Raw genomic sequence first — 25,553 nt, 5'->3', positions numbered from 1 at the left:
TTGTCAGGCACAAATACGGAGTTTCCACCAGTTGCCGTCACTGCCGGCTTGGCTGCTTAGCCGTTGCGCCCACCTAGCAAAAACAGCCGGCCGGGGGCCGCTTTGCCTGGTCGCGCAGTCTCATTTTCTGGCCGGGTCGGCGCGTTTGCTCGGCTGGCTGCTCTCTGTTGAAACAAGACGGCATTTTTGTCTGCTAAACACCTCGGTTACCGGGTAAGTAGGCCAGGTCAGGTGCGGCCCTTGCGGATGGCATCAAGGGCCCGGCTACGGCCTTCTTTCAAGTCCACGATGGGGCGGGGTAATTATCGGTGCCGTATTCGGGCACCCATTTTTTTATGTAGGCAAAGTCGGGGTCATACTGCTTCTGCTGGCTCTCGGGCTATATACCCGAAACCACGGCGCGGCTATGGCGCCGGTGCCGGCCATCCACTGCCAGTTGCCCACGTTGTTGCTCATGTCGTAGTCGAGCAGCTTTTCCGAGAAGTAGTGCTCTCCCAGGCGCCAGTCCATAAAAAGGTGCTTAACCAGGAAGCCCGCCGCCACAATGCGGGCCCGGTTGTGGAGGTAGCCCGTCTGATTAAGCTGGCGCATACCGGCATCGACCAGGGGCACACCGGTGCGGCCCTCGCACCAGGCCTGGTACTCGACCGGGGCGTGCCGATAGGGGAGGTGCCGCATTTTGGGGTCGTAGGCCTGCGTGGCGGTGTGGGGGAAGTGCCAGAGCAGCATCATGAAGAAGTCGCGCCAGATTAGCTCGTTCAGTAGCTTCTTGTTCAGGTGGTTGGCTTCCTGCATGAGCGCCCGGACGCTGACCGTACCGAAGCGCAGATGCACCGATAGCCGGGTAGTACCGTGGTCGAGGGCCGGCGTGTCGCGGGTTTTGTCGTAGTGCCGCACCACTTCGGCAGGGGGCAGGCTGGCGGGCACGGTGTACTGCTCGTGCCGCTCAAAGCCCAGGTTCCGGAGGGTAGGGCGGCCGGCGTCGCGCCTGGGGCGGGCCAGGTTTTCTTTTTTAAAAAGCCCCGCCGAGGGGTGAGGCTTGAAATCGTGCTCGGGCTTGAGCTGAGCCTGCCAGGTTTTAGAATAGGCCCCAAATACTTTATGTGGCTTGCCATTCTTGGTTAGTACTTCTTCCTTGGCAAAAATCACCTGGTCTTTGAACTGCTGAAAAGCCACGCCGTGCTTTTCGAGCAGCCGGGCCACCGCATTATCGCGCTCCGTGGCATAGGGCTCGTAGTCTTCATTGGTGTAAACGGCGGCCAGGTCGTAGTCGTGCAGTAGCTGCCCGAACACTTCCAGTACCGCGCCGTGCCGAACCAGCAGCTCGCCCCGGCCTCATGGGCCTCGTGGGCCAGGCGCTCTACCTGGTCGAAGATGAAGGTGAGGCGGGCGTCGTTCCGGGGTAGCTTCTCCAGAATGGTGCTGTCATAGATAAAGAGGGCAGCACCGGCTCATCGCGTTGCAGCGCCGCTGCCAGCCCCGCGTTGTCGTCGAAGCGTAAGTCGCGCCGATGCCAGAAGATAGTGATTTTCATGTTTCTCCTTACGTAATACCCACCAGCCTGATTTCGGCTGACTACGAAGCGGTTTAGGAAGTCGGGGCCGAAGCGGGCTGCCAGCGATACCGCCGAACTCGACATCCTAAGCAGCTTCTACGCGTAAAGTTTGCGCTACTGTCGCCTGGCTTCACTACCGCTCCGGCACGTTGCTAAACTCCAAAAGCTCAAAGCCCCGCTGGCACGATGCCAGCGGGCTTTGAGCTTTTGCGCGTCGCACTTGGGAGGATTATTGGCTCCGCTCCTGCAGGTAGGGCGCCAGTACTTCGTAGGCTTTTTTGGCGCGGGCCTCATCGTGCACCTGAGCAGCCGCCTGGTACACGCTCTGCAAAGTGAGCAGGTAGCCGCGCTGGGCGTCGTCGAAGAGCGCGCCGTCGTGGGTCTGGTAATAGCTCAGGATGTTGATACTACGCTCGGTGAGCTTGTCGAGAATGGCGTTGGCCTTGTCTTTTTCGCCCACTGCTACGAGCACCGGCACCAGCTGCGGCGTGTAGTAGTCGAAGGGTACAGCATTGTCGGGCATCACGTCCAGGCACTTGTTGGCCACTTCCTTGGCCTTGGCCATATCGCCGGCAGCAAGGTAGGAGTTGGCGAGGCGGGCAAACTTATCGCGGTAGTTGGCCGGGAAGCGCAGGTTGTTCTCGTCGTAGAATACGCTGGCGTTGTTCAGGCCCCGGTACTGGAACTTGTGCATCAGCTCGTCGTAGCAGATAGACTTCTCCACGTAGCCCTCGTCGCCGCGGCGGTCGTAGTTGGGGTCGCGCAGCGGCAGCAGGCGGTAGGCCATGCCTTCGAGCTGGAAGTAGGGCTGCAAATTCATGTAGTCGCTCGGGGCTACCGTGGAGCTGAAGTAGATGGGCCGCTTCCAGTTGTTAGTGGCAATCATGTCCAGAATCACCAGGTTTTTCTTTTCGATGGCCTTCTTGCCCATACTCCAGTCGAGGCGGCTTACGAGCTGCTTCTCGCGGTCTTTCGGAATGATACCCAGCGCCTTCACGGCCGCCGTATCCACGTTCAGGAAGAACTTGGGCGTGGGGAAGGTCATGGTCGAGTAGTTGCCGTCGGAATACTTGAGCAGCGGGCTGCCCTGGCCCACCAGGCTGATAAACTGCTTGAGGTCGAGGCTATCGACGGCCGGGTTGGGCGAGAAGGGCAGCATGTCGTTGTTGCCCTGCGCATAGGTATTGTCGTTCATCGAGATGGGCAGGCCCTGCGAGAGATATGCGCGGCGCTTCATCTGCTGAATGTACCAGTCGGTGTTCAGGTACGAAAGCACGGCCACCCGCACGTCGGTACGAATGCCTTCGACCTCCTGCGCATACCAGAGCGGGAAGGTGTCGTTGTCGCCATTGGTGAACAGGATGGCATTGGGGGCGCAGCTGTTGAGCAGGTTGCGGGCCGAATCGACCGAATTGTAGCGGCCCGTGCGGTTGTGGTCGTTCCAGCCCTGGGCTAAGAGGATGGTAGGCGAAAGCAAGCCCAGTACAATAGCCACTCCGGCGCGGGCATTATCGGCCTTGAGAGCGGCCGCCAGCAGCTGGCCCAGGCCAATGACGCCCAGGCCAATCCAGATGGCGTAGGCAAACGTGGCACCACAGAAGGTATAGTCACGCTCGCGCGGCTCGATGGGCGGCTGGTTCAAATATACTACAATCGCTATGCCTGTAAAGAGGAACAGCAGTCCCACAACCAGGGCATCGTGCCCGCGCCGGCGCAGCTGCACAAACAAGCCTATCAAGCCCAAGATGAGCGGAATGGCGAAGAAATTATTGTGGGCAAAGCTGCCACCAATGCGCGGCGGCAGGGTGCTGGGGCTCGGGCTGCCGGGCCATACCACGCCCGCCTGCTGAATGTCGGACTCGCGGCCCACGTAGTTCCAGAAGAAATAGCGCCAGAACATGTGCCCAATCTGGTACCGGAACAGGAAGCCCAGGTTCTGGCCCATGGTCGGCTTGGTGCCTTCCTGCAGGTCGGGCACCCATTTCTTATACTCCTGAATATGAGCGGGGTCGTAGCTGTAGAGGCGCGGCAGCAGCATCTTGTCGGCATCGGCGTAGCCGGGCTCCTGGGCGCGGGGCAGAATCTCGACGTACTTGCCGTTCTCCCGCTTGTAGCGCGGGGCGCCTTCCTCGTAGTGGTCGGGCTGGGCATTGAACTGCGGGCCGTAGAGCAGGGGGCGCGAGCCGTACTGCTCGCGCTTGAGGTAGCTCACGAAGCTCAGCACATCCTCGGGGTCATTTTCGTTGATGGTGGGGTGAAACGACGAGCGGATGGGCACAATGAGGTAAGTCGAGTACCCGATGAGGATGAACACGAAGCACAGCATGGCCGTGTTCAGCAACTGGCTGCGCCGCTGGTAGGAGAGACGGAACCCAAACCAAATCAGGCCTACAAACAGCAGCAGGAAAATAATTAGACCCGAATCGAAGGGCAGGCCGATGGTATTGACAAAGAATACCTCGAAGCCCCGGCCAGCGTGGGCAGGCCCGGAATAATGCCCACCAGCACCGAGCCTACGATAACCAGGCTGACGGCCAGCGTAACGAGGCCGCCTACTAGATTGGGGTTTTTCGAGCGGCGGTAATAATAGATGAAGGCCAGTGCCGGCAGGGCCAGCAGGTTGAGCAAGTGGACACCAATGCTGAGACCGATAACGTAGGCAATGAGAATGAGCCACTTATCCGAGTCGGCGTCGCGGGCGTGCTCTTCCCACTTCATCATTATCCAGACCACGGCGGCGGTGCAAAGGCTCGACATAGCATACACCTCGCTTTCCTCGGCGTTGAACCAGAACGAATCGGAAAAGGCAAACGAGAGGGCTCCCACAATGCCCGCGCCCAGAATGAGCAGGGTCTGGTAGCTGGTAGGCTCGGGCGTTTCGGTTTCGAACTCGCTGCGGGCTACCAGCAGCTTGCGGCCCATGCGGGTGATTATCCAGAACAGAAACAGCACCGTAAAGGCGCTGCTCAGCGCCGACAGGGCATTTACCAGCACCGGCACCCTGGTGGGGTCGCCGAAGCTGAACAAGGATATCAGCCGGCCCAGAATGAGGAAAGTGGGGGCACCCGGCGGGTGAGGCACCAGTAACTTGTAGGCGCAGGCCGTAAACTCGCCGCAGTCCCAGAAAGGGGCAGTGGGCTCCAGCGTGAGCAGAAAGACGACGGCGGCGATGGCAAATACCACCCAGCCGACCAGGTTGTTTAACCGGTTAAATGAACTCATACGGGGCAAAAATGGCCGGTCGCCGCCGCCAGAAGCAACAGTTTCCGGTCCAGAGGAAAATTCCGGTATAGCTAATCCGTTGCCAATTGGCAACAAGTCCCCAAAAGTAGGCATTAACGAGTTAGGGGTTGCTTGTGCCAGGGGGAATTAAAATTTTTGCAGCAGAAAATAACAAGGGGTGGGAGAGCGTGTCTCACCAGCCGGTGCATACGCTCTCCCACCCCTTAGTTATTTTCTGCTGCAAAAATTTTGCGGCCCTTACAGCAGGGTTAGCCGATTGGTGCTCACAGCTTTGTCATTTACGAGCAGCGAGCAAAAATACAAACCTGCCGGCAGGCCGGCCACATCGAGCGGCAGGCCAATCGAAGCTGTAGCGAGCGGCAGCGGCAGCAGGCGCACCTCACGGCCCAGTACGTTGCTGAGGCGCAGCTTGTACTCGGGCCCGTGCTGAGCCGACAGCTGCACCGTTAGCTGCCCGCGGGCGGGGTTCGGGAAAAAGCTCAACGACGGTGCCGCCGACTGGAAGGGCGCAGCACCCTGCACCACCTGAACCGCGCCCGCCGCTGTGCGCGACCCGTAAACGGTAGCTCCGGCCGCGGCTGGCAGCAAAGCCAGTACCGCTAAAAGCAGAGAAACAACAGGAGTAGCAAAGCGCATGAGTGAAGCAGAATAGGACACAGAGCTTAATTGTCAGGCAAGTAAGAGCCGCGTGGGTGAGGTACTTGTGAATACAAGCTCCGTGCCGGATTGGAAGTTTCCAAGATACGGCAAAAGTCTGCCAAAGCGGCAGTTTTGTAGCTGAAACAGGTGCGGGAGACCCAAAAATTCAGTCTCCCTTGTTAAGGATGCAGTTTAGGTAGCTTTGGTTGGCTCAGCACCAGTCAGTAGAACGCAAGTTGCTCAACAACAAGGTGAAAATAGTGCGGCTTTACCGTACGCGTACGGTGCCGGCGCCATTATAGGAGTGGTACTCGGCGTTGTACATCGCATCGGCGCTCACCGGCCCAGCCTGAACGTGCCCTTGCTCACGGCGCGGGCCAGGTAGTAGAAGGTTTTGGGTTTGGGCGTGGCAGTGGTGAAGAGGTTGATACGGTCATCGCGCACGTCGAGGTAGTCGGGTTGGGCGGCGTCGCGCACGAAAGCTATTTCGCGGGTCACACCCAGGCGCGGGTTCTCGATTTCGAGGCCGGCGGGCAGCAGGTCGGTGATGGCCACGTTTTTGACCTCACCGGCCGCATCGGCGGCCTGAATGGTGAGCTTTACCACTACCAGGTCATTCTGGCGGAAGCTGGCCGAGCCCACCGGCTGCCCGGTGCGCGTCAGAAACTGGCGGCGCACCCGCAGGTAGCTGTCTTCCTCGCGCACCTGCCCGCCGGCCGAGATGCCCTCGGCCTCCCAGAAGTAGTAGAGCGCGCCCGCGCCGGTGGCCTTCAGCAGCAGCTTATAGTTGACCACATTGTTCACCGAGAGGTCTTTGCCGTCGAACTGGCCCAGCACTTTGCCGCCCGCCGAAATGGTAGCGGTGGCGGTGCTGGCCTGGCTTTTGCGGGCAATTTTGCCCAGCGCCAGCAGCGCGAAGGCCCGTTCCTGGGTGTTGAGGTAAGGGGCAGTGTGCAGTTGCCGTCTCAGCTGCCGGGCGATACTATTTACCTGAGGGTTAGTCGGGTCGGCTTCGAGTAGGGCATTGAGCGCCAGCGCCTCATCGCGGATGGGCGAGGAGAACGAGTCGCCCAGCTCGCGGCCCGACTTTTCGGGCGTAAACTGCGTGGGCAGCACCTCCTGAAAAGCCCGCTGCTGCCCGCCCAGCGCGTAGGTGCAGGCCAGTAGGAAGCGGGCATCGGGCGTGAGCAGGGGCCGGTTGGCCTTGTAGTAGTTAAGGGCCACGGCATCCTGGCGGCCGGCCAGGGCTAATACATAGAGCGAATACGATATTTCGCGCTTGGCAATGATGCGCTGGTGGGCGATATTACCGGCATCGAAATACTGGTAAAGCTCAGTTTCGCGCTTCCTGAGGCGGAACTGCAAGTAGCGCAGCACCTTATCGAGGGTACTCTGGTTCACGGCGAAGCCGGCCTGCTTGGCTTCAAGCAGGAAATGGGCCGCGTAGGTGGTGGCCCACCAGTTGTCGTAGTCGCCGCCCGGCCAATAGCTCAGGCTGCCGTTGTAGAGCTGCATGGCCTCTATTTTGCGGATGGCCTCCTGCACGTTGTAGTTGGGGTTGTAGCGCTGGGCCTTCGCGCCAGCCCCCGTTTTCTGACGCAGCGTGGCCGCCAAATCGCCGAAATACAGCTGCGGAAACGCGGCCGATACGGTTTGCTCCAGGCAGCCGTAGGGGTATTCGAGCAGGTAGCTCAGGTCTTTGGAAAACTGCGTGAGCGGCGAGCGGCTCAGCAGCAGCCGCGAGCGCTGGCCGGTGGGCAGGAAGTCGGTGCGCAGGTTGAGCGCGACGGGCGCGCCGGCCGTGACCTCGCCGCTGCCGGTGCGCTTCTCCAGCGGCGCGGCCGGGCGGATGGGCAGTTCGATTACCTCTCGAAAGCCATTGCCCTCAGTTGGAAAGTTGTCAGCTTTCATTACAATTGTAATAGTCTCACTACCTACACCTTTTGCGACAATACGAAATAATGCTCGCTGTTCCGAATTAGCGCGTATGCTTAGCTTATGGCCTGAAGAAGCTGATGATAGTAAAGAGTTTTTATGAAAGTCTTCTTGACTGTGTACAACAGATAAAATGCCTTTTAGCGGACTATTGGGTTCCCCAATGAGTAGTCCAACATCACCGTTGATAGTTTTGCCGGTCGTATTCGTCAGCGTCACCGGCACATCAAGCGTATCGCCGGGGCTAGCGAAGCGCGGCAGCGCCGTACTAATCACCACCGGGTCGGCCACCTTCATCGTTTGCTCGGCGTTGCCGAAGGCGTCGTCTTTGTAGGCCACGGCCATCACGCGCAGCGCCCCGCTGAACTGCGGCACCCGCACTTTGTAGCGCACGAGGCCGTTGGCATCGGCCGTTAAAATCCCGCTCCATTTGGCCACCAGCTGCACGCGGCGGCTGGGCACGGGCGAGGTGCGGCGGGCCAGGTCGGCCGCGTCGCCACCGCTGCTGCTGGTGCCCAGCTCGGGCAGCAGGAAAGGATATATATCAAACGCGCTCACTTCGAGCGCCCGCTTCTGGTAGAAGTAGCCGTAGGGGTCGGGCGTGCGGTAGTCTTTGCGCTGCAAAATGCCTTCATCAACCACTGCCAGCGTTACCTGCGCTTTCGGAGCCGTATGCACCTCAATGGTCTGGAAGGTTTGCGAGCGGCTCATCTTCGCTGCTTTCAGGGTCACGGGCAGGTGCGTGCCGGGCTTTTCGACGGTGAGCGGCACGAAACCGCGGGCCACGGTAAGCGGTAGTGAGTTATCGGTAATGGGCCGGATGGCGGTGGCCGTGACGTAGATATTGGGCGCATAACCAGCGCGGATGGGCACGCGCACCTGGGCCGATTTCTGGTCGGTATCGACGTAGAAATGCTCCAGAACGCGGTTGCGCTCCACCGTCACGAGCACCCGGCCGGCGAAGGGCGTTTTGAGCAGTAGCTGCGCCGTTTCGCCGGGCGCGTACTTCGGCTTGTTGGGCTCAATGGTCACCTCGCCTTCGGTATTGACCTCGAAGGAGTTGCCGGCCGTGTCGCCGCTGCCGTAGGCGTAAAAGTGGCTGGCCACGTAGCTCGCCGCGCCCGGCCGAAACAGGCGCACCTCGTACTCGCCCGAGTAGGTGGGCGTAAAGAAAATAGTGCTGTTGGCGTCTACCGCTATCGCCTGGTTTTGCAGCACCTGCTCACGCTTCTGCGAATTGTACACGTAGCGCCCGCCCTGGCGCTCCAGCACGGTTTCCCAGAGCAGGCGCACAATCTGTACCTGCGCCGGGGCCTGCGTGGGCCGCCCGGCCGGCGTGAGGGCGATAAGCTTGATGGGTAATTCCTGCCGCGTGCCTACCAGCTCGGCCGGCTGCTGAATGCCGAACATCACGGCCTGGGTCTGTACCTCAAAGGTGGCGAGCCGGTTTACCGGCCGCCCGGTTTCATCGAATATAGTAGCGAAGGCCACTCCCTCCAGTGTGCCCAGGTCGCGCACATCGGGTAGCTGGTAGGCGGCGGTGCCGTGCCCGGCGGCGTCGGTTTCGCCCTCGCGCACTTCCTTCTGAAAGCGCTCGGCAATGCCCGCCACCGTGGCGGCGCTGCGGCCCGTACCCGTGCGCAGCTGAAAGGAGTAATTCGGGTATTTGGGCGCCGAAAAGGCTTTTTCCTTCAGGGAGAACTCGACTTCAAACTTGCGCCCGGCCGCGGGCGGACCAAATAAGTTCTGGGCCTGGATAGCGGCCGTCACGGTCTGGCCGGCGCGCAGCACGGTGGGCTCGGCCGCCACGGTCACCTTCAGCCGGTCGGGGATAAACTCCTCCACGCTCACCGGCCGGGAAGTCAGCAGCACGTCGTTGCCGGTCAGCACTTCGAGCGAATACGTGCCCGTCATCACCGTGGCGGGCAAAATAAAGCGCGACTCCACGGCGCCGGTGGCGCTCAGCTTTTCGCCGAGGCTGGCGTATTCCTTACCGGTGGGCAATAGCAGGCGCACCTTCACGGGCAGGCCGGCGGGCGGGGTTGCCCACGCCTCGGTGCGCACTACCACGTTGGTATGGATGGTATCGCCGGGCCGGTACAGGTCGCGGTCGCCGTACAAAAAGGCCTGGTAATGCGCCGCGTTGCTGGTGAGCCCGCCCACCTCGAAGCGCGAAGTTTCAACCCGGCTCTTCGGCAAGCTCAGAAAAGTAAAGTCGCTGCCCTGCGTGGCCGTAACCATGCCCAGCTTCAGGCGCGAGCCGGCCACGCTATCGTAGCGGGCCACGCCCTGGCCGTTGGTAATGGCCGTGCCCATCAGCTGGTTGCTGGTACTGATGAAGCGCACCGTAGCCCCGCTTACCGGCCGCGCCGCGCGCAGCGAGTTAAGAAAAACCACCGCGTTGCCATCGGCGTTTTGCCTGGCAATGACGCCTAGGTCGGTGAAGGCTATCAGCTTTTCTTCGCGCAGCCACAGGTGTTCGGTGTCCTGCACGCGCACCACGTACAGCCCTTTGAGCGGGGCGCTGAATTCTAGGTCTTTCAAATTCAGCTTGAGCAGGTGCAGGCCGTTTTCTCTGGCCAGCCCGGCCGTGGCGTAGGTGCGGGTAAAAAGTACGTCTCCCCGGTTTTCGAGCTCGTAATACTGGTAGCTGTGCTCGCCATACTCGCCGCCTTCGCCTTCACTGTCGGCCTCCGCGTTGGTGTCGTAGCCGTATTGCTTGTCAGAACGTAGGGTTTCCTGAATATTGCTGGCATAAATCTTGGCCACCGTCACCTGCACTTTCTCTACCTGATTGAGGCGCAAGCCCAGGTTGCGGCTGCCATTGGCGTTGAGGTACATAGCCTTCTCCGAGCTGGCAAAGCTGATACTTGGCTCGCTGGTGCCGAAGCTCACCCCCTGATGAAACGCCTCCGTCAGCTGCCCGCCCAGCGCGCCGCGCAGGCCCGGTGTAATACTTATTTGGTAGTCCTTGCCCACCTCAAAGCCGCCGCGCAGCAGCAGGCCGCTTTCCAGTGCCTCAATCTCATAGGGCACGGCCGGCTCCACCTTCAACAGCGGCTGAATGTCGGCCACCGATACGGGCTGGTTGGTGAGTAGCGTCACCACGGCCTGGCCGTTGAGCACCTGGCCGGTCAGCTCGCGCACTTGCAGAAGTTGCTGGTCAGGTATGTCCGCATCGGCCTGCAGCGGGCCGGCCGTGGGCTGGCTGCCGGCCACAGCTTGCAGGCCGCTCGCTACCTCGAAGTGCAGCGGCTGGCTGGCCGTCACTTCCTGGTTGAGGGTAAGGCTCAGCGTGCGGTCGGGCTCGGCGGTGGTGAGGGTGAAGGCCACCGGCCGGCCGCCCTGGCTCAGATGCAGGTGGGCTCGCAGGTCGGCGGGCCGCACGGCGTAGTTAAACAGCACGTTGGCCCGCAGCTCGGCCGTGTTCGCCGCCCGGCTGCTGCGCCCATAAAATACCTGCGCCCCACTCAGCGCAAGAAAAGGGGTATGGAACTTCGAGCGGGGCAGCGTTAGCTTTTGCTTGCCCGAGGGCAGCGCGGACGGCCGTAGCCGGGCCGAAAAGGTGGTGCTGGGCCGAAACGGCTCCAGCGGCGAAAATACCAGCTCACGCCCGTCGTTGGTCCACTTAAACTTGCCCCTGATGGCCGGTTCAAACTGCACGTAGCGTGTGGTATCCCAGCGGCCGCTCTGGCCGGCCGGCACCACCGGCTCATCGAAGCCGAAAACCAGGTTCTGGGTCGGGTCTATTTCCTCGCCGGCCGCCTGGGCCGTTGCCCCATCAGCCGTGAGCTGGTCGGTCTTTTTAGTGCACGAAAAAGCAGTTAGCAGCGCGAGAAGCAACAGGAGGCGAGCACGGGCCAGCATAGCGAAGAAGAAGAAAAGCCGGCCGGAAGATAGGGCAACCATAGGCTCTTCCAACGGGCTAGCCGCAAGCTGCTTTACTGCCGCACAGCTCTTGGGCTGATGGGTACCTCCGTCGAGGTTCAGCCGCTGGCTATACCTGCTGCTACAGCACATGCCCGGCTCTTCGCTGCGCCAGTCGTGACAAGTATCCTGATTACTATAACTATACTACTACCTGGCTTTGCAGCCGCTAGGGGCGGGTAAGCTGACAGGAGCCTGATAGAAGCCGGCGTCGGTCCTAACGGGTATTGCTAACATCCTGCTCAGCGCGTATCTGCTGAAAAATAGTCAGGCAGTTTTGCTCAACGGCCTGGCGCAGCGCCTGCTTATAGTGCCGCTTGCGCAAGGTGCGGGCCCGGTGCTTGGACTTGATGCTGTCAAGGGGCTTTTGGAACGGGATTATTGGCAATAGAAACAGGTTGGCCGCCGTGCGGATTCCTTCCTGCTGTTCCCAGAAAGCGTTGTAATTGAAGTGGCTGCCCGTACCGAAGCTCAGCTGTTCTTCGGTGCTGATGCCCACGGCCTGGTCGATGTGCAGCGCGGCAGCCAAGCCGTAAGCGGCTTGCACAAGCAAAGTAGCGGGGGTGATGTCGAGCAGTGCCCTGGTGGCGTGCCGGTAGCGACCCTGATGAGCAGTGCCCTGAACCTGGCTGATAAGTATTGCCTGGCGGCTGGTAGCGCCTACCAGTCGGCCCGGTACAATGACAAAGGACACAACCTGCAATAAAACCCCGTTGCTGATAAGATTGAGCGACAACTCCCCCTCAAACCCCACAACTGATGGGTAAGATAAGGAGATGGTAAAAACGTCGGCGCCCCGCTGCTCTTGCCAAATGACCGTCTGGCTGGCCACCAGGTTGAAAAAACCGGGCCCTACGAAGTCTGTCAGAAAGTCGTAATGATTGAGAAGGACCGCCAGGCGGGTAGTGCGTGAAAAGCTCGATGCTATATACCTCGACAGGTATTTGTACAAAAAGCGTGGCTGCCGCTCCCGCAGTTGGTTCAGAGCAGGCGCAACCATGAACTGCCTGATACGCTGAAATTCGGGATAGTTTCCTAACGTCTGAATATAGCGAATGCCGTGTTTAACCGGCCCAAATCCGGAGTGGTTAAATGCCTGCCTTAAAAACGTAACCATCAACTTGTACGGAGTATAACTATGGGCTCACCTAAACAACTCCTCCTTCATCAACTAAAGTTAAAGACCCGGTGAAGCAATTGATTCTCTTAAATTGGACAAATCTTTTAATAAATTGTTGCAGAACACTCTTAAGTAGCAGCTTGAACCTTTTTACAGCTAGGAAAAAACTTGTTGCGACTCATCCGGTAACTGTGAAGGTTACTGGCCCGCCCGCATGGGTCACCCCGCCGCATGAGGCTGGGTAGCTGGCTTTAGCTTACGGCATTCTCCTCATGCTTTCCCACGCCCACGAAGTATTTCTCGAAGTAGCCCAGCGCCTGAGCTTTACTAAAGCCGGGCAGGCACTGTTTATCAGCCAGTCGGCGGTGAGCAAGCAGGTAAAAGCGCTGGAAGAGTATTATAAGGCCGGCCTTTTTGAGCGGCTGGGCGGCAGCGTGCAGCTAACGCCAGCTGGCCAGAAGCTTTACCAAAAACTGTTGCAAGCCAAGCAGTTGCAGCAAGAGCTGCAGCAGGAGATGGGCGAGCTGAGCCCTGCCTTTGCACCGGCCGTGCACCTGCTTATCGGGGCCAGTACTACTATCTCGCTCTACGTGCTGCCGGTAGTGGTGGCCGCCTACCTGCGCCAGCATCCGCACCACCAGCTCAGCCTCAAAAATCGCAACAGCGATAATATATTGAAAGCGCTATTGGAGCACGAGATTGAGCTGGGTATCATCGAAGGCATTCATAAAGTCAGCAACGTTACTTACACGCCGCTGCTCACCGACGAGGTAGTGGCTGTGTGCGCCGCCAGCAACCCCTTGGCTGGCCGCGAGCTGGTCGTTAGCGACTTGCTTAGTATTCCGCTGGCGCTGCGCGAGGTGGGTTCCGGCACGTTGGCCGTACTTGAAGAAGCCCTGGAGCAGCAACAGCTGAAGCTGGCCGCGCTGCCGGTGCGCGTGCGCCTGGGCGGCACCGAGGCGCTAAAGAATTTTGTGCGGGTAGAAGCAACCTGTCTGGCTTTTTTGCCCCGGCAGGCAGTACTCAAAGAGCTGGCCAGCGGCGAGCTGGTGGAGGTGAAAATTAAGGGCCTTTTCTTGGAGCGAAAATTCAACTTTATCCAGCGTAAGGGCACCGAAAACAGCGGGCCCTACCGCGACTTCCTGCGCTTCACGCAGCGTTACTATTCCGTAAAGGAATAGGCTATGCCAAAACTCCATTTCGCTACGGCATAGTATCCCGTATAGAGCAGCTACAACTTTGTCCTATGAACCAAGTAGCCACGCTGCCCCTTTCGCGGGTGCACTCTCTGCACTGTGCCAATTGCGGCACCACCTATTCGCCATTCGAGCTGCAGGGTGTGTCGGCCTGCTGCCAGCAGCCGCTGGTGGCCGACTACGACCTGCACGAGCCGCTCAGTCGGGCCGAAGGTATCAACCTGGCTGACAGCTCGATGTGGCGATATGGGGCCTTGTTGCCCCTGCTCGATGAAGCCAACAAAGTGACGCTGGGCGAAGGCCTGACGCCCTTACTAAACCTGCCGCGCCTGGCTGCCCGCTACAGCCTGAGTTCGCTCGTTTTAAAAGACGAGGGGCAGAATCCCACCGGCTCGTTTAAGGCGCGGGGCCTGAGCATGGCCGTGTCCAAAGCGAAAGAATTGGGTATCAAGGGCTGTATTATTCCCACCGCCGGTAATGCGGGCGTGGCTATGGCGGCCTATTGCGCCCGCGGCGGCCTCTCGGCTACCGTCGTGATGCCGCGCCACACGCCCGAGGCCTTCAAGGAAGAGTGCTATTGGTATGGTGCCCAGGTAGAGCTGGTGGATGGTCTTATAAATGATTGCGCGGCCCGCGTACGTCAGCTCAATGCCGGCGGCGAGCTGCTCGATATCTCTACCCTTAAGGAGCCCTACCGCCTCGAAGGCAAGAAAACGATGGGCTACGAAATTGCCGAGCAGCTCAACTGGCAGCTGCCCGATGTGCTGCTGTACCCCGCCGGCGGTGGCACCGGGCTTATCGGCATCTGGAAAGCGTTTCAGGAAATGAAAGCGCTCGGCTGGCTGGCGCCCGATGTGGCGCTGCCCCGCATGGTAGCCGTGCAGGCCGAAAACTGCTGCCCGCTGCTCGAAACCTACCTCGGCCACCAGCCCAACTGCCACAACTACAACGGCCGCCCCACGCTGGCCAATGGCCTGGCCGTGCCGCGCCCGCTGGGCGAGGCGCTGATGCTGCAAGTGTTGCGCGAGTCGAATGGTACGGTGGTCGCTATTAGCGAGGAAGGCATGCTGGAAGGGATGCGCGAGCTGGGCCAGCACGAGGGCCTGTTTGTGGCTCCCGAGGGTGCGGCCGTCTGGATGGCTACCCGCCGCCTGCTGGCCGAGGGCTGGCTGCGCGCCGATGAGCGCATCCTGCTCCTGAACACCGGCAGTGGCCAAAAATACATGAGCAACGTGGCCGGCCGCGCCTGGGCGTAATTTGTTGTTCGTTGTTTGCCATTCCCTGTTTGGTGTAATCAATAACGAATGGCAAACAACGAAAACGGGCCTGGCCGCAAAGTCTGCGCTGCTGCCCGACCTTTGCGCCATGCGCATTCTGCACGTACTGTCTGCTAATTTCTTTGCTGGCTCCGTAGCCTACGCCGTGGCCCTGGCCGAGGCGCACCATCGCGAAGGCCACCAGGTATGGCTGGCCTCCGATGCGGCCACGCTGCCCACCGTGGCCGGGCAGGTGCAACTGCCGGTAAGTGAGCGCAGCTACGTGCAGCGCCTGCGCAATATCCGGGTGTTGCGCCAGCTCGTGCGCCAGCATCAAATTGACGTAGTGCATGCCCACTCGCGGGCCGCCAGCTGGGTAAGCTACTTCGCTTTACGAGGCCTGAAAGTGCCGCTGGTGAGCACCGTGCACGGCCGGCAGCACCTGCATGTCTCTACTTCGGCTTTTGATATATATGGCGAAAAGGCTATTGCCATTTGTGAAAATCTGGCCGAGCATCTACGGGAAGAAGTGAAGATGGCCGCCGCTAAAATCGTGGTTGTGCCCAACGGCATAGCCTTTGGCGAAGAACTAAAAACTGAACCCGGCGAATTCGTGACGGGCTCGCCGGATTCGCCTTCTACGTCCCTCCGCCTGGCATTTATTGGCCGCTTCAATGGCCCCAAGGGCGAGCAGGTGGCGGTGCTGCTTCAGCAGGCTGTTCCTGGTCTGATGCAGGAGTTTCCTCATCTGCGGGTGGCTCTTATTGGCGGCGAGCTGGCGCAGCTTTCGGCGCCGGGTAAGGTGGCCCTTAAGCAGTTGCAAAGCCAGTTTGGCGAGCGGGTCGAAGTCGTGGGCTTTACCGATGACGTGGCCGGCTGGCTGCTGAAAACCGACCTCGTCATCGGGGCCGGGCGGGTGGCAATGGAGGCCCTGGGCGCGGGCCGGGCCGTGCTGGCGCTGGGCGAGGCAGCCTACGTGGGCCTGGTGACGCCCGCTACCTATGCCGAGGCGGCTGCTTCCAACTTCGGCGACGTCTCAGCCCGCCAGCAGCCACACTTTCTGGTAAATGCCGCGCAGGTAGCGCTCGATGCGCGCGCTTTCCTGCGCCAGCCGCACCGGATAGCGCCGGCCCTGCAGCAGCGGGTGCGCAGCGAGTACAGTCTGGCGCGGGTGGCCGGGCAGGTACTGGCGGTGTATGAGTCGGCCCGCATGCGCCTGGCTGCGCCCGATTTTATTCCGGTGCTTATGTATCATAAAATCCCGGAAGCACCTATTGCCACCAAGCACCAGATTTTTGTTACGAAGGAGAATTTTGCCGGACATCTGGCTTATTTCAAACGCCACAAAATCAGCCCTATTACTTTTCGCGACTACCAGGATTTTGCCAGTGGGCGGCGCAAGCTGGCCGAGTTTCCGGCCCGGCCCATTATCCTGACCTTCGACGACGGCTACACCGACAACTACACCAACCTGCTGCCGCTGATGCAGCAGGCGGGCTATCGTGGCGTACTATATCTGTTGGGCGACTTTGAGGTGCGCCACAACCAGTGGGACCTCGCCGCCGACCCTACCGAACCCCGCGCCGATATCATGAGCGAAGCGCAGAAGCGGGCCTTTGTGGCAGCAGGCTGGGAAATCGGAGCGCATACGCAGTCGCACCCGCGCCTTACTACGCTGGCACCGGCGGCGGCGGCCCACGAAATCGCCCAAAGCAAGGCCGAGCTGGAGCGCCGCCTGGGCGTCGAGGTCCTGTCGTTTGCCTATCCGTATGGCGACCTGAGCCCCGAAACCAAGGCCCTGGTGCAGCAGGCCGGCTTTACCTACGCTGTGGCTACCGACTCGGGTGGCCTGCACCTGGAAGACGACCGGATGCAGATTTTTCGCATCAATATGTTCCCGCACGAAACGCCGGCCAGTCTTTTTAAAAAAACGGCCAAATGGTACCGGAAGTACTACCGCTGGAAGCGCAAAAAATAAGCAACGGGTAACGTGGTAATATTAATTATTTTGAATATTTACCCGTTACTCATTGCCGGCTATAGCCCGTCCGTAGGGGCACACATCCAGCATAATGCAGCGCTGGCAGGCGGGCTGGCGATAATAACAGCATTTCTGGCCATGAAACATGAGCGCCTCGTGGTGGTCGTACACTTGCTGGGCAGTCCAGTTGGGCGGCAGCAGTGCCGCTAGCAGTGCGTGGGCCGGCCCTTCGCCCACCTTGGGCCCAATCAGCCCCAGGCGCTGCGCTACCCGGTGGTGGTGGCTATCGACCGGCATAGCTGGCCGGCGCAACGTGCTGAACAATAGTGTGGCCGCGCTGGTCTTGGGGCCTACGCCACTGATACTCTCCAGCCAGGCGCGGGCTTCGGGGATGGGTCGGTCGGCCAGAAAATCGAGTGAGCACGGCGGCAGATTTTCGTCGCCGCAGCGACGGCTTATCTCCTGCAGCACCGCCTGAATGCGCGGAGCCTTTTGCTCGGGCCAGGTGCAGGCGCTCAGGGCGCGCTGCACGTCCAGCACCGGCGCGTCGCGTACTGCTTCCCAGCTTGGAAAGGTGGCCCGCAACTGCTGGTAGGCGCGGTGCGAATCGGCATTCTTGGTGCGATGCGACAGCAGGGCGCTGATAAGCTCGCTTAAGGGGTCTTTGTCGCTGAAAAATAAAAACGGCGCCCCGTACTCGGCGCACAGGCGCTGGTGAGCTAGCAGCGCCAGCGCCTGCTGAGCCTCAAAACCGACAGATTGGGCGGGAGCCGCCGCGTGGGAAGATGCCATGAAAAAAGGTACTGCAAACCGGGGCTGGTGGTTTGCAGTACCCGTATTATTTGTTGCACATGGTTTGCGCTATCGCCAATAGCAGACCAGCTCGTACCCTAGCGCTGGCCGGTACTATTATAGAGCGCAATGGCCTGCCGCTGGGCCGAGGCCTGCTTGCCTTGCAGCACCAGCGGAACGATAAGTACCGGAATGGCCACGTACAGCGCCGGCGAAATCCCGTTGCCGTTATTCTGCAGCGACTGCAGCGCCCCGTAGATGAGCAGGCCGGCGCCAGCTACGTAGGCAATAGTAGAGCTGCGCTGATAGCGCCGGGCCTGACTCAGCAGCTCCTGGGCGCCGGCATTGTCGGCGGTTGCCAGGGCCAGGTTGCGGGCAGTCAGGTTTTGCACCGGGCCGTTGTCTTTCGAAAAATACTCGGTTTTGGTGGTGCGATAGCCGCTGCCGTAGGGATAGCCCCCAAACCCCCGTAGCCAAAGCCTCCGTAGCCCGGCATGCCGTAGCCGCCCGGCGCATAGCTGGTGTTATAAGTAGCATAGAGGCTGATGCGGCCGGTTTTTTCGCGGCGCAGCGTGGCCTCGCGCGACGAGCCCGGCAGCGTGGTGCGCACAAAGTGGCCGGTTTCGTTCTCATAAAAGCCGACTTCGCTCATCTCCACGCGGCGCTGGCCATCGAGTAGCAGAAAGTTGCGGCCAAACAGCGGCTGCTTCACCTCTACATCGTACACATTGTAGATAGCCCCGTTTTTGAGGCCCACCTGATAGCGCGTGGGGCGCGTCGAGCCCCCCATAATGTAGGGGCGATTGGCCGGGGCCGGGGCGGCCTCGGGCGAGGTCGCTACCGGGGCCCGGCGCGCCGAGTCGGGGGCGGGCGTAGTAGTGGCTGCTGGTACAGTATCAAGCTGCCGGGGAGCGGGTGCCGCTTGGCGCGGGGCCGGTGTGGGCACCACGGGCGCACCGCCAAGCTGCCGGGGAGCATCCTGCGCCAGGGCAGGTAGCCAGGCGGCGCTCAGCCCCAGGCCCAGCACCGCAACAAACAAAGATTTCATGGAGGCAAATAAACACTATCTGGGCCAACTCTGGCTAGAGTGCTCCTAACGCGGCCACCCCGCACCAAAGTGTCCGGCAGGTGGGCAGGATTTTAGCCAGGTAAATATTAAAAATATTTAATATTTAATATTTAATATTAATCACTTAAGCAGCTCTTCCAATAGGCTCAGGCTGTCGACCAGGTCGTCGCCGGTGGCGAAGTCGAGGGGCTTGGTTATGTAGCCGCTCACGCCCAGCCGCTCGGCCTCGGTGCGGTCGAGGTCGAGGGCCGAGGTGGTGGTGATAAACACCGGCAGGTGCTGAAGTGCGGGCGTGGCCCGCAGCACTTCCAGAAACTCGATTCCGTTCATGCGCGGCATATTCAGGTCGAGCAGAATCACCTCGGGCAACGGCTCCAGCGCTGGCACATTGTTGCGGCCCAGCAGCATATCCAGCGCCTCCTCGCCGTTGAAAGCCATATGCAGCTCGTGGGGCACGCTGAAGTGCGCAAAGGACTTTTGCGCCGTCATCGTGTCAAAAACATCATCTTCAATCAGTAGGATGGAGCGCATAAGAAAATAGGTTTAGTATATACTTGAGTAAGCTAATTTCGTCGGTTGGCTGGTCATAATTTACCAGCGCTGACTGCTCAGCGCTCGTTTTTTGGCCAGGTGAAGCTAAACGCCGCGCCTTGCCCCACGGCCGACTCAACCCGAATGCTGCCCTGCTGGTCGTCGAGCAGCTTTTTAACGATACTCAGGCCAATGCCCGTGCTTTCGGCCGTGTGCCGGTCGCGCAGGGTCTGGAAAAGCAAAAATATTTTTTGATGATGCTCGGGCGCAATACCCGGGCCATTATCCTGAACCCGAAACTCATACTGAGTACCCAGGTCCTGGCTGGCTACCTCGACCCGGCCAGGGTCGGGACCGTTGTAGTGCTTTACGGCATTGCTGAGCAGGTTGGTGAAAACCTGCTGTAAGCTCAGGCGGTCGGTTACAAAGGTAGGCAGGCCGGGGGCCAGTACCAGCTCGAAGCTGGGCGGCACTACCAGCTCGGCCACCTCGCGCACCAGCTCGGCCACGTCTACGGGTTCCAGCTGGCGCTCGGCGCGGCTGGCGCGGGCATAAGCCAGCAGGCCATTGATGAGGTCGTCGAGCCGGCTCAGGCGGCCCTTCATCTGGTCCAGATAGCCGCGTAGCTGCGGTGATAGCTCGGCGGCCAGCTCCTGCTCAATCCATTTCACGATGGTGCTGAGCCCGCGCAGCGGGGCCTTCAGGTCGTGCGAGGCTACGTAGGCAAACTGGTCGAGCTCCTTATTGCGGTTTTCCAGGGCCGCAAAGGCGGTGTCGAGGGCCTGCGTCATCTGGTTGAGCAGGGTGGCCAGCGAGGCCAGGCGGTCCTGCTGCTGGCCAGCATTGGTCAGCTTGGCCTTGTAGTCGCCCTGCACCACCTGCCGCGCCAGGTGCTCCATGGCCCGGATGCGCTGGGCAGTGTCGAGGTTGGTGCGCGTGAGCGCCAGGCGCAGGTCGTCGTTGGCTTGCAGCTCGCTCACAATCTTACGAAACAGCCCCAGCACGATAATAGCGGCCAGAATGGCCGAGGCTATGATGGCCGAGGGGGCCAGCTTCTGAAAAAGGCTCTGCTGGCGGTCGCGCTTGCGCAGCAGGTCGTCTTCGTACAAGCGGATGCGCCGCATGAGGCCTTGAAGCGTGTGCAACGGAGGCTGCTCCCTTAGCAGCAGTGACTGTGCCGCCGGCGTGGTAGGCGAGAAGGTGCGAAACGTAGCCAGCTCCTGAAGCTGCACGTCCACAAAGCGGCGCAGCGAGTCGGCGCGGGCCCGTTGGGGGGCATCATCGGCTACCAGCTTTGCGAGCTTTTGTACCTCCGCTTGCATGAGCGTAGCGTTGTGGTGATAAGTGCCTAAGTAGGCGGTGTCGGCGAGCAGCAGGTAGTTGCGAACGCCACTTTGTGCATCCCGGATGTTGAGGCGCAGGTCGCTGGTTTGCTGAAGCACCTGGTACGAGTGCTCGACCAGCTGGGTATAAACGCTGAGCTGCTGAATAGCCACGTAGGCCGTGATAGAGGTAGCCATCAGCACCGACAGCGCAATGGCAAAGCCGAGCGAAATCTTGGCGTTAAGACGAAGGTTCAAAAGCGTTGGATGAGGAGAAAACGGGTGTGTGCGCTCAAAGTAACGGCAGTGCCCGGTGCCGGCCCGGCTGGCTAGTACCTTCGCGCTATGTATGCCGCTCGCCCTTCTTCGCCCGACCGTATTACCAGCCTGCATAATCCCCGCATCAAAGACGTGTTGCGCTTGCAGGAAAAATCGGCCGAGCGCCGGCGGCAGGGGCTTACGCTGGTGGAGGGCTACCGCGAGCTGACCAATGCCCGCCAGGCGGGCTGGGCCGTGGCGACGCTCTTCGTGTGCGCCGAGCTGGCGGGCGACGAACTTAACCAGGAGCTGCTGGCTCCGGCCCAGCTCGTGCCGCGCTCCTACGAGTTTCTGCCCGTGAGCGCGGCCGTCTTTGCCAAGCTGGCCGTGCGCGAGCGCTCCGATGGCGTGCTGGCCGTCCTGCGCACGCCTCAGTATACCCTGGCCAGCCTCTCCCTGCCCCCAAATCCTTTGGTGCTGGTGCTCGAAGCCGTAGAAAAGCCGGGCAACCTCGGGGCTATTCTACGTACTGCCGATGCGGCGCCGGCCCACGCCGTGCTGGTGGGCGACCCGCGTACCGACCTCTACAACCCCAATGTTATCCGGGCCAGCCTGGGCGGCATCTTCACGGTGCCTACCGTGGCCGCGCCCATGGCCGAGGTGCTGGCTTTTCTCAAGGAAAAAGGCATCCGCACCTTTGCCGCCGCGCTGGCCGATGGGGCGAAGGCGTATACCGATGCCAGCTTTACCGGCCCCACTGCCCTGGTGCTCGGCACCGAAGCTGATGGGCTCACGCCCGCCACCCGCGCCGCCTGCGACGAAACCGTTATCATCCCCATGCGTGGTGTGCTGGACTCGCTTAATGTGAGCGTGGCCGCCGCCGTGCTCACTTTCGAGGCGGTGCGCCAGCGCGGGTAGCGCGCTGTATTCAGCTTAGTAAATTGTCACGCCAAAGCCCAGCTCCCGCGCCAAGCCCCGCGCTTCCTCGGCCTGGGCCTCGGCCACCACGCTCAGGGGGTAGGCATCGCTGTCCAGCGTCAGCAGCACTAGGGCCAGCCCCAGCGCCTCCAGCGCTTCCTGTAAGGCATCAAGGGCCTCCGGTCCTTTTCCCGTTGCTGCAAGCCGCAGCCGGGCGGGCCGCCCCTGGTGCTCCAGGATATCGTTGAGGCCCTCGGCAGTGTCGGCGGCGGGGTCGTGGTAGTCGCTTTCCCACAGCAGGTCTTCGGCAAGCAGCGCGTCGATTAGAGCTACATCGCGTAGCTCCTGGACCGGCAGCGCGGCCTCCATGCCGCGCTCAGCCAGCTCCTCCGCAAATGCGGTCTGGTAAGCAGCGGGGTCGCGCAGTGCCAGGGCCAGCCGCTGGCCGATGCGCTGGCACGCCTCGGCATCGGCCAGGGTGAAAAGCTGAATAAACTGGTTTAGGGTATCCTGATTCATAAGTTAAAAGTCGGGCAATGCGCAAAGGAAAAAGAAAAAGGGCACGACCAACGCCGCGCCCTTTCCTAAAATAACCCGCGCCTGAATCTGCGAAAGCACGAAAATCGGCGCGGCTCTACCAAGTTACTCGGCCGTTTTGGCGTAGCGCAGGCGCTCGTTCTCATCGAGCAGAATCTTGCGCATCCGGACCGACTTAGGCGTTACTTCCAAATATTCATCTTTCTGTATATACTCCATTGCTTCTTCCAGCGAAAACTGGCGCTTCGGCACAATCTTGGCGTTCTCATCCGAGCCCGAAGCCCGCATGTTGGTCAGCTTCTTGCCCTTCTGGATGTTGATAGTCAAGTCGTTGGGGCGGGTATGCTCGCCGATAACCTGGCCGGCGTATACTTCCTCACCTGGGTCCACGAAAAAGGAGCCGCGGTCCTGCATCTTGTCGATGGTATAGGCAGTGCCAGGGCCGGTTTCGAGCGAAATCAGCGAGCCCGCGATACGGCCCGGAATCGGGCCTTTGTGCGGCTCGTAGCTGGCGAAGCGGTGGTTCATGATGGCCTCTCCTGCAGTGGCAGTCAGCACGTTGTTGCGCAGGCCAATGAGGCCCCGACTCGGAATGCTGAACTCCAGGTGCTGCAGGTCGCCTTTCGGCTCCATGATGGTCATTTCGCCTTTACGCATGCTTACCAGCTCGATAACCTTGCCGGCAGTTTCCTCCGGCACGTCTACTACCAGCAGCTCAACCGGCTCCAGGCGGTTGCCTTCCTCATCTTCCTTAAACAGCACCTGGGGCTGGCCCACCTGCAGCTCGTAGCCTTCGCGGCGCATGGTTTCAATCAGTACCGACAAGTGCAGAATACCGCGGCCAAATACCAGGAAGGTGTCTTCCTTATCGGTGGCCTGCACGCGCAGCGCCAGGTTTTTCTCGGTTTCCTTAAACAGGCGGTCGCGCAAGTGACGCGAAGTCACGAACTTACCTTCCTTACCAAAAAACGGCGAGTTGTTGATGGTGAACAGCATGTTCATCGTCGGCTCGTCGATGCTGATGCGCTCAAGAGCCTCCGGGTTTTCGGCATCGGCCAGCGTATCACCGATGTCGAAGCCTTCGATGCCCGATACGGCGCAGATTTCGCCGCTGCTCACCGCGTCTACTTTTACCCGGCCGAGGCCTTCAAATATGTGCAGCTCACGCACTTTTACTTTTTTGATGCTGCCGTCGGCCTTCATCAGACTCAGGTTGGCACCCTCGTTCAAGGTGCCGCGGTGTACCCGGCCGATGGCAATACGACCCACGAACGACGAGTAGTCGAGCGAGGTAATCTGCATCTGCGGCGTGCCATCCAGCACGGGCGCCGGCGGAATTGAGGCTACTACTGCGTCGAGCAGCGGAATAATATTGTCGGTTTTTACTTTCCAGTCAGTGCTCATCCAGCCCTGCTTGCTCGAACCATACAAGGTCACGAAATCAAGCTGGTCTTCGGTAGCACCCAGGTTGAACATAAGGTCGAAAACCTGCTCATGTACCTCGTCGGGACGGCAGTTTTCCTTGTCCACTTTGTTCACTACCACGATGGGTTTCAGGCCCAGGTCGAGCGCTTTGCCCAGCACGAAGCGGGTCTGCGGCATGGCGCCTTCGAAGGCATCCACGAGCAGCAGCACACCATCGGCCATCTTCAGCACGCGCTCTACCTCACCGCCGAAGTCGGCGTGACCAGGCGTGTCGATGATGTTGATTTTCACGCCATTATAGCGCACCGACACGTTCTTGGATACGATGGTGATGCCACGCTCGCGCTCCAGGTCGTTGTTGTCGAGGATAAGGTCGTCGAAGTGCTGATGCGCGTCGAAAATCTTGGAGGCGTGGATAATCTTATCCACCAAAGTCGTCTTGCCGTGGTCAACGTGGGCAATGATGGCGATATTCCGAATGTTCTGGGTCATACGTATGTTTTTGCGGCCGCAAAGGTACGGGTATTTAACTAGAAAACCGAGTTACCTTATTAGTGTCCGCTCCCTAACGCCCGCCGGGCGCCCAATTGTTCCGAACTGAGTAGCCGCATTTTAGCGCTGGGTTGGTGGGCCGGCGGGGTTCCGGGCCAGCTTCCGGCATCCGAACGCCCTGGCAGTTACGTTTGTTAGGCAGCTACTTAATTTCTTTCTGCTTTCGCCTTCAGCCATGCGCTTTTCCCTGCTTTCCGTTCTGCTGAGCGTGGCGGCCCTCACGCCCGCCTGCTCCCAAACCCACGCCGACCAGTCCCGGGCGGTAGCTGCCGTGCCGGCTGGTCCTCACGGGGCCGCAGTTACGACTGCCAAATATCCGCAGCCCCAACCCGCAACGGGGAAGGCCGGCGAGTTTGCCGTCGTAAAAACCGATGCGGAGTGGAAAAAACAGCTTACGCCTGCCCAATACTACATTCTGCGCGAAGAAGGCACCGAGCCGCCATTCCACAATAAGTATTTCGACAACCACGCGGCGGGTAATTATTACTGCGCGGCCGACCACAACCTGTTGTTCTCCTCCGATACCAAATTTGAGTCGGGCACCGGCTGGCCCAGCTTCTACGCGCCGGCGCTGCCCACGAGCCTCAAAGTAAAGTCTGATAAAAGCTTCGGCATGAGCCGCGACGAGATTGTGTGCGCCAAGTGCGGCGGCCATCTGGGCCACGTATTCGACGATGGCCCGGCCCCCACGGGCCAGCGCTACTGCATGGATTCGGACGGGATGCTGTTTGAGAAAAAATAGGGGCCAACTACCTGGCGCTTCCATCGTTTAAGCAAGGCGGCCCGCCGGGGGCTGCCTTTTTGCTGCTACTCAATGCTTTTACGATTTTCTCTCCAGCGGGCCCTGGCGGCCTTGCCACTGCTCCTGGCCGGCTGTACCGCTTCGGAGCAAACTGCCGAAAGTGCCGCCCCGCGCGCCGTGCCCACCGAGGTAACCACCGACGCCGACCGCCGCGCCATCTACAATGCCAACGCCCCGCGGGGCTCTTCCCCGACCCAGACAATACCCGACGCCACGCCTAATACGCTGCGCCTGGGCGAGCAGGCGTCCGACATCAACCGCCTCAAACGGCCCGAGTCGCTGAATACCAACGACCCCAACACTTCTACCAGCGAAACCCGCCTGCAGCGCATCGACCAGTCCATTCCCGATACCCTACGCCGTCCCTGAACAGGAGCCGCCGCGTCCGGCGGCCAGCTGGCACCTTACATACCCGGCGCGGCGAAAAGCCACCTTATTTTTCGTGCCCCAGTAAAAAGGCCGTTACCATTGCTGGTAACGGCCTTTTTAAAAGGT

20 protein-coding genes are annotated in these 25,553 nt (G+C 60.4%); 6 read left to right on the top strand and 14 right to left on the bottom strand.

The genetic code is table 11. The annotated features are described in order from the left end of the window. Positions 1 to 333: 333 nt before the first annotated feature. From GKZ67_RS13505 to GKZ67_RS13485, 7 genes are all read right to left on the bottom strand, one after another. Positions 334 to 1,293: a cryptochrome/photolyase family protein gene (locus GKZ67_RS13505; RefSeq protein ID WP_254244817.1), complete on the bottom strand. Its 960-nt coding sequence runs from the start codon at positions 1,291 to 1,293 to the stop codon at positions 334 to 336. 67 nt (positions 1,294 to 1,360) lie between these two features. Then, complete coding sequence (locus GKZ67_RS23640; protein ID WP_254244816.1) at positions 1,361 to 1,534, bottom strand: deoxyribodipyrimidine photo-lyase; 174 nt, start codon at positions 1,532 to 1,534, stop codon at positions 1,361 to 1,363. Between the two features lie 250 nt (positions 1,535 to 1,784). Next, positions 1,785 to 3,881 carry a hypothetical protein gene (locus GKZ67_RS13500; protein ID WP_254244815.1) on the bottom strand — a complete coding sequence of 699 codons (2,097 nt, stop codon included), beginning with the start codon at positions 3,879 to 3,881 and terminating at the stop codon, positions 1,785 to 1,787. Positions 3,882 to 3,967: 86 nt separating this feature from the next. Beyond that, entirely contained in the window at positions 3,968 to 4,777 is an 810-nt protein-coding gene (locus GKZ67_RS23635; RefSeq protein WP_254244814.1) for a DUF2723 domain-containing protein, read from the bottom strand. A 258-nt stretch (positions 4,778 to 5,035) separates the two neighbouring features. Beyond that, entirely contained in the window at positions 5,036 to 5,434 is a 399-nt protein-coding gene (locus GKZ67_RS13495; protein WP_173243140.1) for a T9SS type A sorting domain-containing protein, read from the bottom strand. 339 nt (positions 5,435 to 5,773) lie between these two features. Next, entirely contained in the window at positions 5,774 to 11,239 is a 5,466-nt protein-coding gene (locus tag GKZ67_RS13490) for an alpha-2-macroglobulin family protein (RefSeq protein WP_173243137.1), read from the bottom strand. Between the two features lie 277 nt (positions 11,240 to 11,516). Continuing rightward, complete coding sequence (locus GKZ67_RS13485; RefSeq protein WP_254244813.1) at positions 11,517 to 12,299, bottom strand: DUF535 family protein; 783 nt, start codon at positions 12,297 to 12,299, stop codon at positions 11,517 to 11,519. 392 nt (positions 12,300 to 12,691) lie between these two features. Between GKZ67_RS13485 and GKZ67_RS13480 the strand changes: the two genes are divergently transcribed. The 3 genes from GKZ67_RS13480 to GKZ67_RS13470 all read left to right on the top strand — a co-directional run bounded on the left by GKZ67_RS13480 (position 12,692) and on the right by GKZ67_RS13470 (position 16,849). Next, a complete protein-coding gene (locus GKZ67_RS13480; RefSeq protein WP_173243131.1) occupies positions 12,692 to 13,600 on the top strand; it encodes a LysR family transcriptional regulator in 909 nt (302 codons plus the stop codon). Between the two features lie 65 nt (positions 13,601 to 13,665). After that, on the top strand, positions 13,666 to 14,871 hold the full coding sequence (locus tag GKZ67_RS13475; protein WP_173243128.1) for a threonine synthase: 1,206 nt from the start codon (positions 13,666 to 13,668) through the stop codon (positions 14,869 to 14,871). A 109-nt stretch (positions 14,872 to 14,980) separates the two neighbouring features. Beyond that, positions 14,981 to 16,849, top strand: coding sequence for a polysaccharide deacetylase family protein (locus tag GKZ67_RS13470; protein WP_173243125.1), 1,869 nt, complete (start codon positions 14,981 to 14,983; stop codon positions 16,847 to 16,849). A 45-nt stretch (positions 16,850 to 16,894) separates the two neighbouring features. Here the strand turns inward: GKZ67_RS13470 and GKZ67_RS13465 are convergent, their stop codons facing one another. From GKZ67_RS13465 to GKZ67_RS13445, 5 genes are all read right to left on the bottom strand, one after another. Next, entirely contained in the window at positions 16,895 to 17,644 is a 750-nt protein-coding gene (locus GKZ67_RS13465; protein WP_173243122.1) for an endonuclease III domain-containing protein, read from the bottom strand. A gap of 98 nt (positions 17,645 to 17,742) precedes the next feature. Then, on the bottom strand, positions 17,743 to 18,036 hold the full coding sequence (locus GKZ67_RS13460) for a hypothetical protein (RefSeq protein WP_173243119.1): 294 nt from the start codon (positions 18,034 to 18,036) through the stop codon (positions 17,743 to 17,745). Then, positions 18,024 to 18,692 (bottom strand): hypothetical protein, encoded by a 669-nt coding sequence (locus tag GKZ67_RS13455; protein WP_173243116.1) that lies wholly within the window; start codon positions 18,690 to 18,692, stop codon positions 18,024 to 18,026. The genes GKZ67_RS13460 and GKZ67_RS13455 overlap by 13 nt, the downstream gene beginning before the upstream one ends. 141 nt (positions 18,693 to 18,833) lie before the next feature. Next, positions 18,834 to 19,244: a response regulator gene (locus tag GKZ67_RS13450; RefSeq protein ID WP_151085681.1), complete on the bottom strand. Its 411-nt coding sequence runs from the start codon at positions 19,242 to 19,244 to the stop codon at positions 18,834 to 18,836. Between the two features lie 77 nt (positions 19,245 to 19,321). Next, positions 19,322 to 20,824, bottom strand: a complete 1,503-nt coding sequence (locus tag GKZ67_RS13445; protein WP_173243113.1) for a sensor histidine kinase — start codon at positions 20,822 to 20,824, stop codon at positions 19,322 to 19,324. Positions 20,825 to 20,911: 87 nt separating this feature from the next. Between GKZ67_RS13445 and GKZ67_RS13440 the strand changes: the two genes are divergently transcribed. Beyond that, a complete protein-coding gene (locus tag GKZ67_RS13440) occupies positions 20,912 to 21,742 on the top strand; it encodes a TrmH family RNA methyltransferase (protein ID WP_173243110.1) in 831 nt (276 codons plus the stop codon). A 15-nt stretch (positions 21,743 to 21,757) separates the two neighbouring features. Here GKZ67_RS13440 and GKZ67_RS13435 read toward each other — a convergent pair whose 3' ends face one another. Further along, positions 21,758 to 22,261 carry a hypothetical protein gene (locus tag GKZ67_RS13435; protein WP_173243107.1) on the bottom strand — a complete coding sequence of 168 codons (504 nt, stop codon included), beginning with the start codon at positions 22,259 to 22,261 and terminating at the stop codon, positions 21,758 to 21,760. Between the two features lie 123 nt (positions 22,262 to 22,384). After that, positions 22,385 to 24,196 carry a translational GTPase TypA gene (typA, locus tag GKZ67_RS13430; protein WP_173243104.1) on the bottom strand — a complete coding sequence of 604 codons (1,812 nt, stop codon included), beginning with the start codon at positions 24,194 to 24,196 and terminating at the stop codon, positions 22,385 to 22,387. 235 nt (positions 24,197 to 24,431) lie between these two features. On the opposite strand from typA, the gene msrB reads away from it, so the two are divergent. Together msrB and GKZ67_RS13420 are read left to right on the top strand one after the other, a co-directional pair. Beyond that, positions 24,432 to 24,998 (top strand): peptide-methionine (R)-S-oxide reductase MsrB, encoded by a 567-nt coding sequence (gene msrB / locus GKZ67_RS13425; protein ID WP_173243099.1) that lies wholly within the window; start codon positions 24,432 to 24,434, stop codon positions 24,996 to 24,998. Between the two features lie 72 nt (positions 24,999 to 25,070). After that, positions 25,071 to 25,427, top strand: coding sequence for a hypothetical protein (locus GKZ67_RS13420; RefSeq protein ID WP_173243096.1), 357 nt, complete (start codon positions 25,071 to 25,073; stop codon positions 25,425 to 25,427). The last annotated feature ends 126 nt before the right edge of the window (positions 25,428 to 25,553 follow it).

This window comes from Hymenobacter sp. BRD67, from assembly GCF_013256425.1.
Taxonomy (GTDB): Bacteria; Bacteroidota; Bacteroidia; order Cytophagales; family Hymenobacteraceae; genus Hymenobacter.
Note: the sequence above shows the minus strand (reverse complement) of the source record. Positions and strands in the feature narration are given on the sequence as shown.

Bases quoted from the DNA above. Each gene is read 5' to 3' on its own strand.
- GKZ67_RS23635 (WP_254244814.1), bottom strand. From the start codon at position 4,777: ATGAGTTCATTTAACCGGTTAAACAACCTGGTCGGCTGGGTGGTATTT.
- GKZ67_RS13475 (WP_173243128.1), top strand. From the start codon at position 13,666: ATGAACCAAGTAGCCACGCTGCCCCTTTCGCGGGTGCACTCTCTGCAC.
- msrB (WP_173243099.1), top strand. From the start codon at position 24,432: ATGCGCTTTTCCCTGCTTTCCGTTCTGCTGAGCGTGGCGGCCCTCACG.
- GKZ67_RS13420 (WP_173243096.1), top strand. From the start codon at position 25,071: ATGCTTTTACGATTTTCTCTCCAGCGGGCCCTGGCGGCCTTGCCACTG.
- GKZ67_RS13490 (WP_173243137.1), bottom strand. From the start codon at position 11,239: ATGCTGGCCCGTGCTCGCCTCCTGTTGCTTCTCGCGCTGCTAACTGCT.
- GKZ67_RS13450 (WP_151085681.1), bottom strand. From the start codon at position 19,244: ATGCGCTCCATCCTACTGATTGAAGATGATGTTTTTGACACGATGACG.
- GKZ67_RS23640 (WP_254244816.1), bottom strand. From the start codon at position 1,534: ATGAAAATCACTATCTTCTGGCATCGGCGCGACTTACGCTTCGACGAC.
- GKZ67_RS13470 (WP_173243125.1), top strand. From the start codon at position 14,981: ATGCGCATTCTGCACGTACTGTCTGCTAATTTCTTTGCTGGCTCCGTA.
- GKZ67_RS13440 (WP_173243110.1), top strand. From the start codon at position 20,912: ATGTATGCCGCTCGCCCTTCTTCGCCCGACCGTATTACCAGCCTGCAT.
- GKZ67_RS13455 (WP_173243116.1), bottom strand. From the start codon at position 18,692: ATGAAATCTTTGTTTGTTGCGGTGCTGGGCCTGGGGCTGAGCGCCGCC.
- GKZ67_RS13500 (WP_254244815.1), bottom strand. From the start codon at position 3,881: ATGCTGTGCTTCGTGTTCATCCTCATCGGGTACTCGACTTACCTCATT.
- typA (WP_173243104.1), bottom strand. From the start codon at position 24,196: ATGACCCAGAACATTCGGAATATCGCCATCATTGCCCACGTTGACCAC.
- GKZ67_RS13480 (WP_173243131.1), top strand. From the start codon at position 12,692: ATGCTTTCCCACGCCCACGAAGTATTTCTCGAAGTAGCCCAGCGCCTG.
- GKZ67_RS13435 (WP_173243107.1), bottom strand. From the start codon at position 22,261: ATGAATCAGGATACCCTAAACCAGTTTATTCAGCTTTTCACCCTGGCC.
- GKZ67_RS13495 (WP_173243140.1), bottom strand. From the start codon at position 5,434: ATGCGCTTTGCTACTCCTGTTGTTTCTCTGCTTTTAGCGGTACTGGCT.
- GKZ67_RS13465 (WP_173243122.1), bottom strand. From the start codon at position 17,644: ATGGCATCTTCCCACGCGGCGGCTCCCGCCCAATCTGTCGGTTTTGAG.
- GKZ67_RS13485 (WP_254244813.1), bottom strand. From the start codon at position 12,299: ATGGTTGCGCCTGCTCTGAACCAACTGCGGGAGCGGCAGCCACGCTTT.